The organism is Aliisedimentitalea sp. MJ-SS2, from assembly GCF_032586155.1.
In the GTDB taxonomy this organism is placed as follows: domain Bacteria; phylum Pseudomonadota; class Alphaproteobacteria; order Rhodobacterales; family Rhodobacteraceae; genus JAWHTC01.
Window position 1 is genome coordinate 1,003,795 of record NZ_JAWHTC010000001.1, and the last position, 16,541, is coordinate 1,020,335.

General features: G+C 61.5%; 15 protein-coding genes. 11 read left to right on the forward strand and 4 right to left on the reverse strand.

Annotated features, from left to right (window positions below; all coding sequences use genetic code 11):
* Positions 1–171: 171 nt before the first annotated feature.
* The 11 genes from RXV86_RS04950 (at position 172) to RXV86_RS05000 (ending at position 12,964) form a co-directional block, all read left to right on the forward strand.
* Positions 172–2,325, forward strand: a complete 2,154-nt coding sequence (locus RXV86_RS04950; RefSeq protein WP_316297954.1) for an indolepyruvate ferredoxin oxidoreductase subunit alpha — start codon at positions 172–174, stop codon at positions 2,323–2,325.
* Positions 2,322–3,872: an indolepyruvate oxidoreductase subunit beta family protein gene (locus RXV86_RS04955; protein WP_316297956.1), complete on the forward strand. Its 1,551-nt coding sequence runs from the start codon at positions 2,322–2,324 to the stop codon at positions 3,870–3,872. The genes RXV86_RS04950 and RXV86_RS04955 overlap by 4 nt, the downstream gene beginning before the upstream one ends.
* Complete coding sequence (locus RXV86_RS04960; RefSeq protein ID WP_316297958.1) at positions 3,865–4,785, forward strand: PDR/VanB family oxidoreductase; 921 nt, start codon at positions 3,865–3,867, stop codon at positions 4,783–4,785. Before RXV86_RS04955 ends, RXV86_RS04960 begins: the two co-directional genes overlap by 8 nt.
* 308 nt (positions 4,786–5,093) lie before the next feature.
* On the forward strand, positions 5,094–6,440 hold the full coding sequence (locus RXV86_RS04965; RefSeq protein WP_316297960.1) for an aromatic ring-hydroxylating dioxygenase subunit alpha: 1,347 nt from the start codon (positions 5,094–5,096) through the stop codon (positions 6,438–6,440).
* The gene (locus tag RXV86_RS04970; protein ID WP_316297962.1) at positions 6,437–6,916 is read left to right on the forward strand and encodes an aromatic-ring-hydroxylating dioxygenase subunit beta; all 480 of its coding nucleotides are present in this window, start codon (positions 6,437–6,439) and stop codon (positions 6,914–6,916) included. The genes RXV86_RS04965 and RXV86_RS04970 overlap by 4 nt, the downstream gene beginning before the upstream one ends.
* Positions 6,913–8,535 (forward strand): AMP-binding protein, encoded by a 1,623-nt coding sequence (locus RXV86_RS04975; RefSeq protein WP_316297964.1) that lies wholly within the window; start codon positions 6,913–6,915, stop codon positions 8,533–8,535. Before RXV86_RS04970 ends, RXV86_RS04975 begins: the two co-directional genes overlap by 4 nt.
* Positions 8,532–9,698: a thiolase family protein gene (locus RXV86_RS04980; protein ID WP_316297965.1), complete on the forward strand. Its 1,167-nt coding sequence runs from the start codon at positions 8,532–8,534 to the stop codon at positions 9,696–9,698. The genes RXV86_RS04975 and RXV86_RS04980 overlap by 4 nt, the downstream gene beginning before the upstream one ends.
* Positions 9,695–10,945 (forward strand): SDR family NAD(P)-dependent oxidoreductase, encoded by a 1,251-nt coding sequence (locus tag RXV86_RS04985; protein ID WP_316297967.1) that lies wholly within the window; start codon positions 9,695–9,697, stop codon positions 10,943–10,945. The genes RXV86_RS04980 and RXV86_RS04985 overlap by 4 nt, the downstream gene beginning before the upstream one ends.
* Positions 10,942–11,718, forward strand: a complete 777-nt coding sequence (locus RXV86_RS04990; protein ID WP_316297969.1) for a cyclase family protein — start codon at positions 10,942–10,944, stop codon at positions 11,716–11,718. Before RXV86_RS04985 ends, RXV86_RS04990 begins: the two co-directional genes overlap by 4 nt.
* Complete coding sequence (locus RXV86_RS04995; protein WP_316297971.1) at positions 11,718–12,443, forward strand: SDR family oxidoreductase; 726 nt, start codon at positions 11,718–11,720, stop codon at positions 12,441–12,443. The genes RXV86_RS04990 and RXV86_RS04995 overlap by 1 nt, the downstream gene beginning before the upstream one ends.
* Before the next feature lie 98 nt (positions 12,444–12,541).
* Positions 12,542–12,964, forward strand: coding sequence for a thioesterase family protein (locus RXV86_RS05000; RefSeq protein ID WP_316297973.1), 423 nt, complete (start codon positions 12,542–12,544; stop codon positions 12,962–12,964).
* A gap of 56 nt (positions 12,965–13,020) precedes the next feature.
* Here the strand turns inward: RXV86_RS05000 and RXV86_RS05005 are convergent, their stop codons facing one another.
* The 4 genes from RXV86_RS05005 to RXV86_RS05020 form a co-directional block, all read right to left on the reverse strand.
* Entirely contained in the window at positions 13,021–13,962 is a 942-nt protein-coding gene (locus RXV86_RS05005) for a Gfo/Idh/MocA family oxidoreductase (protein WP_316297975.1), read from the reverse strand.
* A 22-nt stretch (positions 13,963–13,984) separates the two neighbouring features.
* Positions 13,985–14,836 (reverse strand): class III extradiol dioxygenase subunit beta, encoded by an 852-nt coding sequence (locus tag RXV86_RS05010; protein ID WP_316297977.1) that lies wholly within the window; start codon positions 14,834–14,836, stop codon positions 13,985–13,987.
* Positions 14,836–15,228 carry a protocatechuate 4,5-dioxygenase subunit alpha gene (gene ligA, locus RXV86_RS05015; protein WP_316297978.1) on the reverse strand — a complete coding sequence of 131 codons (393 nt, stop codon included), beginning with the start codon at positions 15,226–15,228 and terminating at the stop codon, positions 14,836–14,838. Before ligA ends, RXV86_RS05010 begins: the two co-directional genes overlap by 1 nt.
* Positions 15,229–15,295: 67 nt before the next feature.
* Positions 15,296–16,498, reverse strand: a complete 1,203-nt coding sequence (locus RXV86_RS05020) for a LysR family transcriptional regulator (RefSeq protein ID WP_316297980.1) — start codon at positions 16,496–16,498, stop codon at positions 15,296–15,298.
* Positions 16,499–16,541: the final 43 nt, after the last annotated feature.

Here is a 16,541-nt window from a genome sequence, read left to right on the forward strand (position 1 = left end):
GACCGGCCGGGGGACGCTGTCCCCCGGACCCCCTGGAGTATTTTCACCAAGAAAGAGCGGTGATCGCCGGGACCGCGGCAAATCTTTTGACGGCTTGCTTTCAATATTGTATAAAAAATCATATAAACTGACCGGCGGCGCGAGATTGCCGGCAGCCCGGGGGGGAAATGATTGGCTGAACGCTCGTTCAAGAAAGAGGTCGAGCACCTGCGCCTGGGCGCTGGTGAGACATTTCGTGGCGAGGGGATCCTGGCCATCACCAAGGCGCTTTTGGAAAATGGCGTGGGCTATGTTGCGGGCTACCAGGGGGCGCCGATCAGCCACTTGATGGACGTGTTGGCGGATGCCGACGAAATCCTGTCCGAACTTGGGGTGCATTTCGAGAACTCGGCCAGTGAAGCGACAGCGGCGGCGACCCTGGCGACATCGGTACATTATCCCATTCGCGGGGCCGTGACCTTCAAGTCGACCGTGGGGTTGAACGTGGCCTCGGATGCTCTGGCGAACCTGGCCTCGGGCGGGGTGAAGGGCGGCGCGCTGATCATCGTCGGCGAGGATTACGGCGAAGGCTCGTCCATCATGCAGGAGCGCAGCCATCCTTTTGCGATGAAGTCCCAGGTCTGGCTACTTGATCCGCGGCCCAATCTGCCATCCATCGTCAAGGCGGTGGGGGACGGGTTTGCCCTGTCGGAGGCAAGCAATACGCCGGTGATCCTGCAGGTGCGGATCAGGTCGTGCCATGTGCTGGGCGAGTTTTTGGCAAAGGACAACGTGGCGCCAGGAATGAGCGTGCGCGATGCGCTGGAGAACCCGACGCGGACGCCGGACCGGATCGTGTTGCCGCCGTTTTCCTATCAGCATGAACAGGAGAAGGTGACACAACGCGCCCCGGCGGCGCAGAATTTCATCGTCGAACGCGGGTTGAACGAGACGTTCGGGGCCACTGATGCGCCTTTTGGGATCGTATTGCAGGGCGGCATGTACAACGGGGTGATCCGGGCGTTGCAACGCCTTGGGCTTGCCGCTGTGAATGGTGAAACAGATGTACCTCTGTACGTGATGAATGTCACCTATCCCATTGTGGATGAAGAGTTTCTGCGCTTTGCGAGGGGCAAGGAAAGTCTGTTGATCGTCGAAGAGGGGCATCCGGCTTATATCGAAGAGGCGATGCGGGCGATCCTGCACAAGGCCGGACGCGGCACGGTGATCGAGGGCAAGGGCGAGGAACGCTTCCCGGAGGCTGGAGAGCTGACCGGTCAGGTGATGTATGACGCGATTGCGGGGTATCTGCGCGATCATGCCGGGGCCGAGTTGCCCGATCAGGGCCGTGCGCCGAACCGACCCGAGATGCCGGACTTGAAGGGCCTCGCTGAAGTGGTGCCGATGCGGCCGCCGAGTTTCTGCGTTGGCTGCCCGGAGCGGCCGATCTTCGCAGCGACCAAACTCGTTGAGCAGGAGCTTGGGCCGCATCACATCGCGGGTGATATCGGCTGTCACCTGTTTTCGACCAATGCTCCGTTTGACATCGGGGCGACAACAATGGGCTATGGGTTGGGGCCGGCCTCGGTGTCTGCCCTGAACGATCCGGCGGCCAAGAGGCGCTCGATTGCATTCATGGGCGACGGCGGGTTTTGGCATAACGGGTTGAATTCCTCGATCGGAAACGCGGTTTACAACGAAAACGATGGCACGATCGTTATCGTCGACAATTACTATTCGGCAGCGACCGGAGGCCAGGACGTGTTGTCGAGCCGGGCCACGCGCAAGGGGCGGGTGACGAATAATCCGATTGCGCGCGCCGTGCAGGGAGTGGGGGCGAAATGGGTGCGCCAGATAGACCGGACCTACGACGTTGGCGGGCTGCGGGATACGTTGCGTGATGCGCTGACGAGCAAGAAGCGCGGGCCGAAAGTGATCGTTGCCTCGTCGGAATGCATGTTGAACCGGCAGCGGCGCGAGAAACCGTTGGCCAAGGCGGCGGTGGCCCGGGGCGAACGGGTATTGCGCACGCGTTTTGGCGTGGACGAGGATGTCTGTACCGGCGATCACGCCTGTATCCGACTGTCAGGATGTCCATCCTTGTCCCTGAAAACACTGGATGATCCGCTGCGCGATGATCCGGTGGCGACGATTGATACCGGCTGCGTCGGCTGTGGCAATTGTGGCGAGGTGGCGGATGCGGCGGTCCTGTGTCCGAGTTTTTATCAGGCCGATCTGGTGCAAAACCCCGGCGGCTGGGAGCGATGGTGGGACAGCGTGCGGCGCCACATAAGCGGCTGGCTGCAACGTCGCCGCGCCGCGCGCAGGCTGGAGTTCCGGTCATGACGTTGCAAGGGGTACTGCCGGATCAGGGGGGCGATCTGAGCCAGGGGATACTGAAAATCGCGATCATGGCCGTTGGCGGTCAGGGCGGCGGGGTTCTGGGCGGATGGGTGGCCGACCTTGCGATGCGGGGCGGATATGCTGTGCAATCGACGTCCGTGGCCGGGGTGGCGCAGCGCACCGGTGCGACAATCTACTATATCGAGATGGCGCCGAAAGCAGGGGTCGCACCGGTGTTTGCCTTGAGCCCCAGCCCGGGGGATGTGGATGTCGTGGTGGCCGCCGAGCTGATGGAGGCGGGCCGGGCGGTGCTGCGCGGTTTCGTGACGCCGGACCGGACTGTGCTGGTGGCGTCGTCTCACAGGATATTGGCGGTGTCTGAAAAGATCATTCCGGGCGATGGCCGTGCGGATCAGGCGCCGGCGCATGCGGCATTGACCGCGGCGTCGCGTCAACTGGTGATTGGCGATCTTGAGAAGGTGGCGCAGCGGGCGGGAAGCGTAATCTCGGCGTCGCTGTTCGGAGCGCTGGCCAGGAGCGGGGCGCTGCCGTTCCCAGTTGAGATGTTCGAAGAGGTCATCCGCGCCTCGGGCCGTGGAGTCGAGGCCAGTTTGGCTGCGTTTCGTGGCGCATTGACAGAGGAGGTCGAGACGCCGCTGCCAGAAACGACGGCCGGTGAGCGCCACGTCACCGGGCCCGAGAAGCTGTTGCAAGAATGGCGTGCATTGGAGGCGCGGATCGCTCCGTGGCCGGGGCCAGTCCAGGAGATGGCGCGGGCCGGGCTGGAGGTCTGCGTCGATTATCTCGATCTGCGCTATGGCGGTGAGTATCTCGATCGGGTCGAAGTGTTTGTCGAGAAAAGCGAGATACTGGCCGTTGCAGCGGCGAAATATCTCGCCCGGGCCATGTGTTATGATGACATTCCGCGCGTAGCGGACCTGAAAACCCGGGCGTCGCGTGAGCAGCGCGTACGCCGCGAGCAGGAGATTGACGCAGGCGCGGTGATGCATGTGACCGAGTATTTCCATCCACGTGCGGAAGAGGTGATCTCGATCCTGCCGCGCCGGTTTGGTGCGTGGGTTGAGCGTACCGGCTGGGCGAAGGCGTTGATCGGGCGGGTGTTTTCCAAGGGGCGGCGGGTGCGCTCGGACCGGCTGGGCGGGTTCGTCATGCTGTGGCTTGTTGCAGGGCTGGGCAAGCGGCGCAGGGGCATGCTGCGCCACGCGGTCGAGAAGGCGCACGCCGACCGGTTACAGGACATGGCGCGGTGGGCCGCGCTGGAGGGGGATGACCCGGCAGACACCGACGAGGCGCTGGCGGCGGAGATTCTGGCCTGCCAGCGGCTGATCAAGGGCTATTCCGATACCCATGCGCGGGGGCTCAGCAAGTTTGAGCGCGTGATCGGGGCATTGCCGATGTTAGAGCGGCGTGCGGATGCGGCGGATTGGCTGCGGCGGCTGCGCGAGGCCGCGTTACGGGATGAAAAGGGCGAGGCGCTGGACGGGGCGATTGCCACGGTAAAGACATTTGCGGAGAGGCAGGATGGTTGAACTGGTCTTGAAGGATAAGGTGGCAGTGACCGAGCGGGTGAGCCTGTTTCGGTTCGAGGCGGCGTCGGGGGCGTTGCCGGGGTATGAGCCGGGCGCGCATGTGGATTTTGAATTGCCGGTTGGGATGCGGTCCTATTCGCTGGTGGATTTTACCGCGCCCGTGGCCGGTGTCTGGCAGGTGGCGGTGCAGCGCGAAGAGGACGGCGACGGCGGCTCCAAGGCGATGCATGGGCTGGCCGCGGGGGACACCGTTCAGGCGTCCGAACCGAAGAATGATTTCCGATTGTTCGGTGGCGACGCGCCGACGCTGCTGATCGCCGGTGGCATCGGGGTGACGCCGATCCTGAGCTTTGCCGAGACGTTGAAGCGGGGTGGCAAGGACTATGCGTTTCACTATGCCACCCGGTCGGAGGGTGTCTGTGCCTTTGGACGTGAGGCGCGCGATCTGGGGGCGTGGCTGTGGTTTGATGATGACACGGCGATTGATTTGTCGGGGGTGATCGGGGCGGCAGACAGGGCCGCGCATATCTATTGCTGCGGTCCGCGCCCGATGATCGAGGCGGTGCGGGAACTGGCCGAAAAGGCCGGGTTTGACCATGAGCAGGTGCATTTCGAGCTGTTTGCCTCGCCTGATAGCCATGAAGGGGATGCGGCGTTCGAGGTGGAAATCAATGACGGGCGGGTCTTTACCATTCCCGCCGACAAGACCATCGTGGAGGTGCTGGAAGAGGCCGGAGTCGACGTGATGTATGACTGTGCCCGCGGCGACTGTGGCATTTGCCAGACGGATGTTCTGGCGGGCGAACCGGATCACCGCGACGTGGTTCTGTCGGACGCCGAGCGGGCCGCCGGGGAGGTCATGCAGATTTGTGTCAGCCGGGCGAAATCGGCGCGGTTGAAGTTGGATATTTGAGGGGATTGGCGTGAGAAGTAGAAAATGGAGTGTCTCAACAGCCGTCATTTGCGGCGCCGTTGTTAGCCTGATCTTTGCGTACACGCTCTACTCGCGCGGCGAAATGCAACTTGATAACTCCGTGGCAGGTAAAATCGGAAATGTGATAGGTGCTGCGCTCCCAGGCGCCGCTCTTTTTTATTTGGTAGCGAAGGTTCGCAACCGGTTTGTGAAGGATGATGCTGAGCCAGAGATTTAAAATGGAAACACCTAAGAACAATCGCTGTAAGCAAGAAAGCCTCTGAAGCTGGGTGGATAGGAGAGAAGTCATGGGAAAATACACAGGGAACCCCGCAGCGGTGGCGGCACTGGTGCGCCAGCACGAGGTGCATCGCGATACCTATATCGACCGGGAGATCTATGAGCTGGAGATGAAGCATCTCTTTGCCAATACCTGGGTATTTGTCGGCCATGACAGCCAGTGCCCTAACAAGGGCGATTACATCACCACGCAGGTCGGCGATCAGCCGGTGATCATGGTGCGCCATAGCGATAATGAGATCAAAGTGCTGCTCAATCGTTGTCCGCACAAGGGCACCAAGATCGCGATTGATCGCGCGGGCAATACCGGCAAGTTCTTTCGCTGCCCCTATCACGCGTGGTCGTTCAAAACCGATGGGTGTTTGCTCGCGATCCCGCTGAAGAAGGGCTACGCCGACACGGGGTTTTCCGACAATCAGGCCAGCAAGGGGATGAAATCGGTGGGCGCGGTGCACAATCATCGCGGCTTTGTCTTTGCCCGGTTGAACGCGGACGGGATCAGTTTCGAGGATTACTTCGGCGAAGCAATGTCGTCGTTTGACAATATGGTCGACCGAAGCCCGGAAGGGCGGTTGGAAGTCGCGGGGCCGCCGCTGCGTTATATGCACCAGTGCAACTGGAAAATGCTGGTCGATAACCAGACCGATACCTGTCACCCGATGGTGGCGCATGAAAGCAGTGCGGGCACGGCGGTGGACCTGTTTGAAAAGGCCAATTGGCCCGAGGACAAGCCCAAGCCGATGGCGATGGAGATCATCGCGCCGTTCATGAGCCCTTATGAGTTTTTTGAGGAAATGGGGATAAGAACATGGCCGAACGGGCATGGTCATACCGGGGTGCATCATTCGATCCATTCGGATTATTCGGCCATTCCCGGCTATGTCGAGGCGATGGTTGAGAGCTATGGCGAGGAGCGGACCCAGGAGATATTGGGCGAGAACCGGCACAACACGGTCTATTGGCCCAACATCATGATCAAGGGGCCGATCCAGCAGTTGCGCAATTTCATTCCACTGGGGCCGGACAAGACGCTGGTGGAGAGCTACATCTATCGGCTGGTGGGGGCGCCGGAGCAGTTGTTGCAACGTACGGCGATGTACAATCGGATCATCAACGCGCCGACCTCGATCGTCGGGCATGATGATCTGGAGATGTACGAGCGCGCTCAGGAGGGGCTGCATGCCGAGGGCATGGACTGGATCAACATCCAGCGGCTGCACGAGGGCGAGGAAGATTTCGACGAGATCGCGGTCGAGAACGGCACCACCGAGCGGCAGATGCGCAACCAGATGCAGGCCTGGGTCAAGTTCATGACCATGACCATGGATGATGGTGCCAAGGAGGCGGCTCAATGAGCATTTCACGCGATCAGATCATTGATTTCATCTATGACGAAGCCCGGATGCTGGATGAGGGCCGTTATAACGAGTGGCTGGAATTGTGGCTGCCCGAGGGATTTTACTGGATGCCTCTGGATTACAAGCAGACCGACCCGGATCTGGTGACCTCGCTGATGTATGAAGATGATTTCATGCGGCGGCTGCGGGTCGAGAGGCTGAATGGCGAGCGGACGTTCAGCCAGAAGCCGAAAAGCCGCTGTCATCATGTTATTCAACGGCCATTTGTCGACAAGTTTGATGACAAGACTGGCGAGTTCGAGACCAATACCTCGATGCATTACGTCGAAACCCGGCTGGACGAACAGTTCCTGCTGGCGCTGGTGGCGACCCATGAGCTGAAACTGGTGGATGGGCAGTTGAGGATTGCCAACAAGCGGGTCGATATCCTGAATTGCGACGCCGCCTTCGGCAATATCCAGCTGCTGCCATGAACCAGGCCGGGCCCTCAGTTTTCGACGTTTTTGCCGGGGCCGTGCGGCGCTGGCCAATGCGGTCGTTTCTGAACGTGTTGCCGGGGACGGCGCGGGCCTATGGGATTTCCGCCGGTGAGATCAGCTATGCGGCGGCGGCGGGTATCGTCGAGGACTGGGGATCGCGATTTCGCGCCGCCGGTTATGGGCCGGGGATGCGGATCGCGCTGCTGCTGGAGAACCGGCCGGATTATTTCCTGATCTGGCTGGCAGCGAACCGGCTGGGGATGAGCGTGGTTCCGATCAATCCGGACCTGCGCGCGGCCGAGCTGGAATATCTGATTGGCCACGCGGAACCGGCGTTGATCATTGCCACGCGGGCACGGCAGGGCGAATTGCGTCGTGCAGCGCGGGCGGCGCGGATGAGGGCGCCGGTGATCATGGTGGGCAACACCCTGCCTGAACCGCGCGGGACGGCGAAAGTTGCGAGGTCGTCCGGTAGGTCGGACGAGCGGGAGGCGGCGGTGCTTTATACATCCGGCACCACCGGCCAGCCCAAGGGCTGCGTGCTGGCCAACCGCTATTTCACCGAGATGGCGGAGTGGTATGCCGGGCTGGGCGGCATCATCAGCCTGACCGAGCAGGGCGAGCGCATGATCACGCCCTTGCCGATCTTTCATATGAACGCGATGGCGTGTTCGTTCATGGTGATGATGCAGGTGGGGGGCTGTTTGACGGTGCTTGACCGGTTCCATCCCAGTACTTGGTGGCAGGATGTGCGCGACAGCGGCGCGACGTGTCTGCATTACCTTGGCGTGATGCCGTCGATCCTGATGGGGATGGATGCGGGGGATGCTGAGCGCGCTCATGACGTGCGGTTCGGCTTCGGGGCAGGGGTTGACCCAAAGCTGCATGGTCCGTTCGAGCAACGCTTTGGATTTCCGTTGATGGAGGCCTGGGCGATGACCGAAACCGGCGCGGGGGCAGTGATTTCGAACCACCATCATGACCGGTTGATCGGGCAGTCCTCGCTTGGGCCGGTACCGGAGTGGCTGGAGGTGCGGCTGGTGGATGAGGCTGGCCTTGACGTGCCCACGGGCGATCCGGGCGAGTTGCTGGTGAGGCGCCGGGGCGAGCGGTCGCGGGACGGGTTCTTTTCCGAGTATTACAAGAACGAGGCGGCAACAGAAGAGGCCTGGGCGGGCGGCTGGTTTCATACCGGCGACGTGGTCCGACAGGGCGAGGGCGGCAACATGTTCTTCGTTGACCGGCGCAAGAACGTGATCCGCCGCTCGGGCGAGAACATTGCCGCAGTTGAGGTGGAAAGCGTGCTGATGCGCCATCCCGAGATCACCGCGGCGGGGGTGGCCCCGGTGGCCGATGCCATTCGTGGCGATGAGGTGTTTGCTTGCCTGTGTGTTTCCGACCGGTCCTATGACAAGGCGCGGGAAATCGGGCGTTGGGCGCTTGATCAAATGGCTTATTACAAGGTGCCGGGCTACATTGCTTTTGTTGATGCACTGCCCCTGACGCCGACACAGAAGATTCAGCGGGCCGAATTGAAGGTTATGGTGGCAGAGCTGGTTAATGCGCCTGAGACGGTGAACCTGACCGACATGAAGAAGAGGCAGGTGGCATGAGGCGGCAGAATTATGATGGCGTGGCCTTGGTTGCGCCGACGACGCTGCCGTACCAGCGCTATTCGATCGAGACGGCGCATTGGTGGATTGCACGAGTGCTGAAGACCATGCTGGACGGGGCGGGGGTTAAGCCTGCCGAGCTGGACGGGTTTTCGGTGGCGAGTTTCACGTTGTTTCCCGATACCGCCGTGGGGCTGACCCAGCATCTTGGGCTGTGTCCGCGTTGGCTGGATCATATCCCGATGGGCGGGGCGTCGGGCGTGGTGGCGTTGCGAAAGGCGGCGCGGGCGGTGCAGGCGGGGGATGCCGATATCGTCGCCTGTGTTTCGGGCGACACCAATCATATCGACAGCTTCCGGGCGCTTTTGAGCAGTTTTTCGCGATTTGCGATGGATGCGTCCTATCCATACGGGTACGGCGGGCCAAATGCGAATTTCGCATTGCTGACAGACCGTTACATGACAGAGTTTGGTGCCGATCGGGCCGATTTCGGCAGGATTGCGGTGGCGCAAAGGGCCAACGCGTTGAACAATCCCGGCGCGGTGATGAAGAAGCCGCTGACACTGGAGCAGTATCTTGATGCGCGGCCCATCGCCGATCCGATCGCCCTGTTTGATTGCGTGATGCCTTGTGCGGGCGCCGAAGCATTTCTGGTGATGACGGTGGACGAGGCCGAGGCGCGCGGGCTGCCTTATGCGACGATTGGCGGGGCCATCGAAAGGCACAATGCCCATGCGGATGATCCGATCCAACTTCGTGGTGGCTGGACCATGGATATTGATGAATTGTGGGGCATGGCGGAATGTTCCCCTGAAGATGTGGATTTGGTCCAGACCTATGACGACTACCCGGTGATCTCGATGATGCAGATCGAGGATCTGGGGTTTTGCGGCAAAGGCGAGGGGCCGGATTTCCTGCGCGACAAAGACATGACCATCACCGGGGATTTTCCGCACAATACGTCCGGCGGGCAACTTAGCGGCGGGCAGGCCGGGGCGGCGGGTGGTTTCATCGGATTGGTCGAGGCGATCCGGCAGGTGACCGGGCAGGCCGGGCCGACGCAGGTCACCGGGGCAAAAAGGGCACTGGTGAGCGGGTTCGGGATGATCAACTACGACCGGGGGGTGTGTTCCTCGGCTGCGGTGCTGGAGGGCGTTACATGACCGAGCGACTGAAGCCACCCCCAAGGAAGAACCCGCAGAAACGCACGGTCAGCCCGACAAGCCCGCCTGCGATGCGGTCGCGGGCGTCGCTGGGGATATCGGCGGCGGCTGCCGAAGGGCGGTTCATGTTGCAGGTCTGTGGAGAATGCCACGCGGTTCAGTATCCGGCGCGGGACGCTTGCTGCAAATGCCTCTCGGTCGATCTGCCGTGGCAGGATGTGGATCCGGCGGGTCAGTTGCTGGCGGAAACCACCATTCGCACCTCGACGAACCTCTATTTTCGTGAGCGGTCCCCGTGGCGGACCGGCTCGGTCAAGCTGGACGCCGGGCCGGTGATCATTGCCCATGTTCACGGCGACGTGGAACGTGGGGCCCGGGTGCGGTTGGAGAACAAGCTCGACCGGTCGGGCCAAGGTGTATTGCTGGCCATGCCAGAGGAAAGGAGCCCGGATATGGAAGATGATCCGCAACTGCGTGCGATGAGCTCTGACCCGAAGCTGCGGCGTGTGCTGATCGCCGATGGGCGCAATTCGAACGCAGTTGCTTTGGCGCAGGCATTGGCCGAGGCGGGCACAAGTATGATTTTTGTCGGAGAATCAGAGTCCTGGCGGCCAAACCCGAACCGATCTGCATTGGAAAAGGTGCCGGGCGTCGAAATGATGGCGCTGGATGTGACTGACACCAGCTCGGTGCGTGAATTAGCGGGCGAGATCGGCGGTAAGACCGATATCCTGATCAACAATGCACGCTTTGTGCGCCCCGGCGGCGTGCTGGAGCGGGGTGATACCGCCTTTGCCCATGACGAGATGGAGGTGAACTATCTCGGTCTGATGCGGCTGGCTCAGGCGTTCGGGCCCGGGATGTGCGGGCGCACGGCGGATGGGGTTAACTCGGCCGTGGCCTGGGTCAATGTGATTTCCGCCTACGCCTTGGTCAATGCATCAGACTATGGCTGTTTCTCGGCGTCCAATGCTGCCGCGTTTTCTTTGAGCCAGTCCTTGCGGGCCGAGTTCCGGGCATCGGGCCTGCGGCTGATGAATGTTTTTGTCGGTCCCACGGAAGATGACTGGCACCAACCCCTGCCGCCGCCCAAGGTGATGCCGAAGGCGTTGGCGCGCGACGTGGTGAAGGGGCTGCGTGACGGGTTGGAAGATGTCTATTGCGGCGATGTAGCCAAGGACCTTCGCGAGCGGTTCATGGCCGGGCCAAAGATATTGGAGCGGGAAATGACGGGGGGCGGGGCATGAGTGTTCTGGACGATCTAGCGGTCAAGATCGCCTCGGGCGCGGTGCGGATGGTGGATTTGACCCATACCCTCGACCCGGATTTCCCGGTGATCATCCTACCGCCTGAGTTTGGTCAATGCGCGCGGTTCAGGATGGAGGAAATCAGCGCCTATGATCATCGCGGCCCGGCGTGGAAATGGAACAATATCTCGATGTGCGAGCATACGGGAACGCATTTCGATGCGCCGAGCCACTGGATATCGGGCCGGGATGTGCCGAACGGGGCCGTGGATGAGATTGCGGTGGAGCGGCTGGTTGGGCCGGTGGTGGTGATTGATTGTTCCGAAGGTGCGTCGAAAGACGACGATTTTGAACTGACTCCCGAGGTGATTGAGGCCTGGGAGGCCGAGCATGGGACAATCCCCGAGGACTGCTGGGTGTTGATGCGCACGGATTGGTCCAAACGGCGCGGGGCGGAGTATCTGAATATGCAAGATGACGGTCCGCATTCGCCGGGGCCGACGCCGGAGGCGATGCGGTTGCTTGTCGAGGAGCGCAATATCCGCGGGTTCGGGACCGAAACGGTGGGGACGGATGCCGGTCAGGGGATGCATTACACGCCGCCCTATCCGGCGCATTACATCCTGCATGGGGCTGGGAAGTATGGTCTGCAATGCCTTGCAAACCTTGATCTTTTGCCCGCGACGGGGGCGGTATTGATCGCGCCGCCGCTGAAGATCAAGAACGGCACTGGGTCGCCGCTGAGGGTGATGGCGATGGTGGAGGAGGCGTGATGGGCAACCTGACGGCGGTGATCACCGGGGGCAGCAAGGGGATTGGCCGGGATCTGGCCGAGGCGATGCTGGCCGAAGGATACACGGTGATCTCGATCGCGCGGAACCTGCCCGAGGATGCGCCCGACGGGATGATTTCTGTCGCGTGCGATCTTCTGGATGGGGACGCAGTGGCCAAGGTGGCGGCCAAGATCGCGGCTGAGCACAAGGTGACGCATCTGGTGCATAATGCCGGGCTGATCTGGCCGAACCTGGTTGAGGAGGCGGAACCGAGCGATATTACCGGGTTGGCGCAGCTGCATTTGGGCGCGGCGCTGACCCTGCTCAAGGCATTCCTGCCCGCGATGAAAACGCGCGGCATGGGGCGGGTGCTGTTCAATGGCTCGCGTGCGGCTTTGGGCGTTCCGACGCGCACAGCCTATTCCGCCACCAAGGCCGGGATCATCGGCATGGCGCGGACCTGGGCGCTGGAACTGGCACCGCACGGGATCACGGTGAACGTGGTGGCGCCGGGGCCGGTCAGGACCGACAATTTCTGGGGCATCGTGCCCAAAGGGTCGGATCGCGAAGCGGATTTGGCGGCGAAGTTGCCGGTTGGGCGGCTCGGCGAGGTGGGGGATATCACCCGGGCCTTCATGTTCTTTGCTGATCCCAGGAATGGGTTTGTCACCGGGCAGACGCTGTATGTCTGTGGCGGCGCGAGCGTGGGGACGTTGAGCCTGTAAGAAATCGTTGGCGTGCTGGGGCCCACGATTTGCGAGGGAGGCTGGAGATTGACGCCCGGATAACGTAATGGGGCGCCAAGAAATCAGGAGACGCGCCCATGACCAAATCCTTTACCACCACCCGGATATTACGTTTTGGCGATTGCGATATTTCCGGGACGGCGTATTTCCCGTCCTACCTCAACATCCTCAACGGGGTGAACGAGGAATTCTGGGAGGATCTGGGATACCCGTGGCACAAGATTATCTGGGAGGATCGCTGGGGCACGCCGACGGTGCATATCCGCTCGGATTTCTCCAGCCCGTCGTTTTTTGGCGAGGAGCTGACCTTTGTGGTGAAGGTGCTGAAGGTCGGCAAGTCGTCACTGACCATCCACCACGACATCAGCTGCAAGGGTGAGAAACGCTGGGAAAGCACGCAGGTGCTGGCGGCCTCGGATCTGGACAAGCATTGCTCGATCCCGTGGCCGGACGATGTGCGCGCGGCGCTGGAGGCCTATTTGCCGGACGAGGGAGAATAGGGAGGGGTGGTGCGCGAACCCGGCCTATCGGCCGGAACCGCACACCCTGCGTTTCATTAGAAACACTTCTCGATACGGTCCAGGGTACGCATGGCATCGAGCGTCTGGGCGACCGAACCGTTGGGTTCGCGCCCCTCTTGAATTGCGGCGATGAATTCGCGGTCAATCAGTTCGATACCGTTGTTGGAGACGGCGACATCGGAGAGGTCGATCTGGTTTTCATTGCCGTCATAGAGATCGTCATAGCGCGCCAGATAGGTGCCGTTGTCGCAGATATAGCGGAAGAAGGTGCCAAGGGGGCCATCGTTGTTGAACGACAGTGACAGGGTGCAGATTGCGCCCGAGGGGGTTTTCATGCCGATGGACATGTCCATGGCGATGCCGAGGTCCGGGTGGTGTGGACCTTCGAGACCGTAGCAGTCGCTGACGACCTCGCCAGTCTGGTATTGGAACAGGTCGACCGTGTGGCAGGCGTGGTGCCAGAGCAGGTGATCTGTCCAGCTGCGCGGCTCGCCCTTGGCGTTCATGTTGGAGCGGCGGAAGAAATAGGTCTGCACGTCCATCTGCTGGATCTTCAGCTCGCCTGTGGCGACCTTGTTCTGGATCCACTGGTGGGATGGGTTGAAGCGGCGGACCTGACCGGCCATGGCCAAAACGCCGGTTTCCTTTTGCACCCGGACAATCTCTTCGCTGTCCTCTAGGCTGTCAGCCATGGGGATTTCGATCAGCACCGGTTTGCCCGCCTTCATGCAGGCGATGGCCTGTTCGGCGTGAAGCTGGGTCGGGGTGGCGAGTATGACCGCGTCAACATCATCACGCGCGATACATTCCTCGAGCCTGGTGGCGGCGTGACCGATGCCACGTTCGGCGGCCAAGGCTTCGATCTTGGTCTTGGTAGGACCCATGACCGAGGTGACGGTGACCTCGTCAATGGCGGCCAGCGCATCGAGGTGTTTGATGCCGAAGGCGCCGTAAGCGCCAGCTACGCAAATTCGCATGTGTGTTCTCCTTGGCCCGTGATCAGGCGTGGTTTTCCAGAATGATATGGCCGACGGCAGTGTTCGACGCGGGGACGTGATAGTGGCGGTGGATTTCCGTCACCTCGTCGTTCAAAGCGCCGCGCATGACGTGCCACATGACCATTTCGACGCCTTCGCTGCCCGCTTCGCGCAGGTAGTCGACGTGGGGCATCTGGCTGAGGCCCACCGGGTCCGAGGTCAGGCGGTCGAGGAAGCTTTTGTCCCATTCGGGATTGATCAGACCGGCGCGTTTATATTGCAACTGGTGGCTCATCCCGCCGGTGCCGAAGATCATGACATTGAGGTCTTCGTCGAAGCTGTCGATGGCACGGCGTACGGCCTTGCCGAGGTTATAACAGCGGTTTCCGGTGGGGGCGGGGTATTGCACCACGTTCACCGCCAGCGGGATCACCAGGGCGGGCCATTCATCGTCGACGCCATGTTCGCCATACATCACCGACAAAGGCACGGTCAGTCCGTGGTCTACCTCCATCTCGTTCATTACGGTGAGGTCAAACTCGTCCAGGATCAGCGACTGAGCGATGTGAGAGGCGAGCTTCTGGTGGTTCTTGACCACGGGGACGGGGCGCGGGCCCCAGCCTTCGTCGGCAGGTTGGAACTCGGCGGCGCAGCCCAATGCAAAGGTGGGGATGCAGGAGGCATCGAACGCGGTGCAATGGTCATTGTAGACCATGAAGATCACGTCCGGGTTTTGCTCTTTCATCCATTCGCGGGATTTCTGGAAGCCGTCAAAGACCGGTTTCCAGTAAGGCTCTTCGGTAATGCCGGTGTCCATGGCGATGCCGATGGCGGGGACATGGCTGCACCCGACCCCTGCGGTGATACGTGCCATCACTCGTCCTCCCATTCAGATTTATAGCGGTTGCCTTCGATGGAGCGCCCACCGTTCAGCATCATGTCGCGGTAAGCCTCGACTCCCATGCCGGTCATGAGGCCTGCAAGGTTCTGAAAGTTGATGCCGTCATTGGCGGCGAGTTTCGAGGTGTAGTAGATGTTGCCACCGAGTTCGAGCATTCGGTTCCACTCACGCTTGAGCACGGCATCGCGTTGCTCGGGCGTCATCGGGTAGGCGTCGAGATAGGCTGATTCATCGGCGTTGAAGGCGTCACGGTTCTTCTGCAGACGCAAGGAAATGCAGAACTGGTTGAGGTGATAGCCCTCGCGGCCGCGATCAGCGTCAAAGACGAAGGTGCCGGGAATGTCTTCATAAGGTTTATCGGTCATGTCGGTATCCTAGCATTCGGCGCGCGGCAGGTGACAATCACTTCCGACGCCGGGGTATTGAAAAAAGCTATGATGAGTTTGGCGCCATGGCGCGCAGATGGTCGAGGAATTTGGCCTGGGACTGCGTCGGGCGCCAGCTCGCCCGGGTTGTCAGGCCGATAGGGCGGCGGTCGCCGGACAAGGGAATTTCGAGCGCGGCGATGAAGCCTGCGGCCTCCTCAATAGAGATCTGGTTGCGTGAGATGATCGAGACGTAAGGGCCTTCCGCCAAAAGGCCACGTAGCATGATGAGCGACGAGGACACCACGCGGACAGGGGTTTCCGGCCGGTCATGAATGCGCAGGGTGTCAAACAGGTACTGCCCGGCAGGGGCGGTCTTGGGGGGGGCGATCCACGGGTAAGAGAGCGTGTCCTCGATGGTAAGATCGGGTTTGCCTGCCAGGGGATGCGACGGGTGGGCGACGATAGCGAGCGCGTCGTCGAACAGACGTTCCTGTACGATATCATCTGCGGGCGGCGGGTCGCGCAGAGCGCCGATCAGGCAATCCAGATCGCCCTCGCGCAGGGAACGCAGCAACTCGTCGTAGCGGCCATCGACCACGCGGATTTGCATGCCGGGCGTTGACGAGATCATTGCATGCGTGGCGCGGGGCACAATGGTGGTGCGCGCCAGGGGCAGGCTGCCGAGGGCGAAACTGGATTTGTGCTGGCCCAGTTCCTGGGCAATTTCCTCGTTTGCCTGGCGGATTTCGCTGAGCGCCAGCTTGGCACCTAGGACGAAGGCCTGTGCCGAAGGGGTCAGTTCGACACCAGACGGGGTGGCGCGGAAGAAGGGCACGCCGGCCACGTCTTCAAGGCCGCGAGCGGCGCGGTGCACAGTGGGTTGAGAGATGTCGAGATTATGGGCCGCCACGGTGAAGCTGCCGCTGGCGGCGACGGCGATCAGGGTGCGCAGCTGGGCAGCAGTAACGTTGTGATCGAAGGGGCGTGCTTTGGGTAAGCCTTTGAGTGCGGCGCGGGCGCCGATGGACAAGTGATCAAGCGCGGTTTCAACCCGGGCGGCATAGAGCGCGCCGCAAGGCGTGGGGGTGAAGCTGCCCGTGCTGCGCACAAGAAGCGGGGCGCCGATGGCCGCTTCAAGCCGTTTCAGGGCCTGAGTGGCGGCGGGTTGCGACAGGGCGCAAAGATCGGCGGCGGCCGACACTGATCCGGTGCGGGCGGTTTCGCGGAACACCCGCATGTGGCGGACATTGGGAAAGTCGGTGGTCATGGTGGTGTGGCTGGTTGCTATAGCTAAAACTTATTCTAAGGCC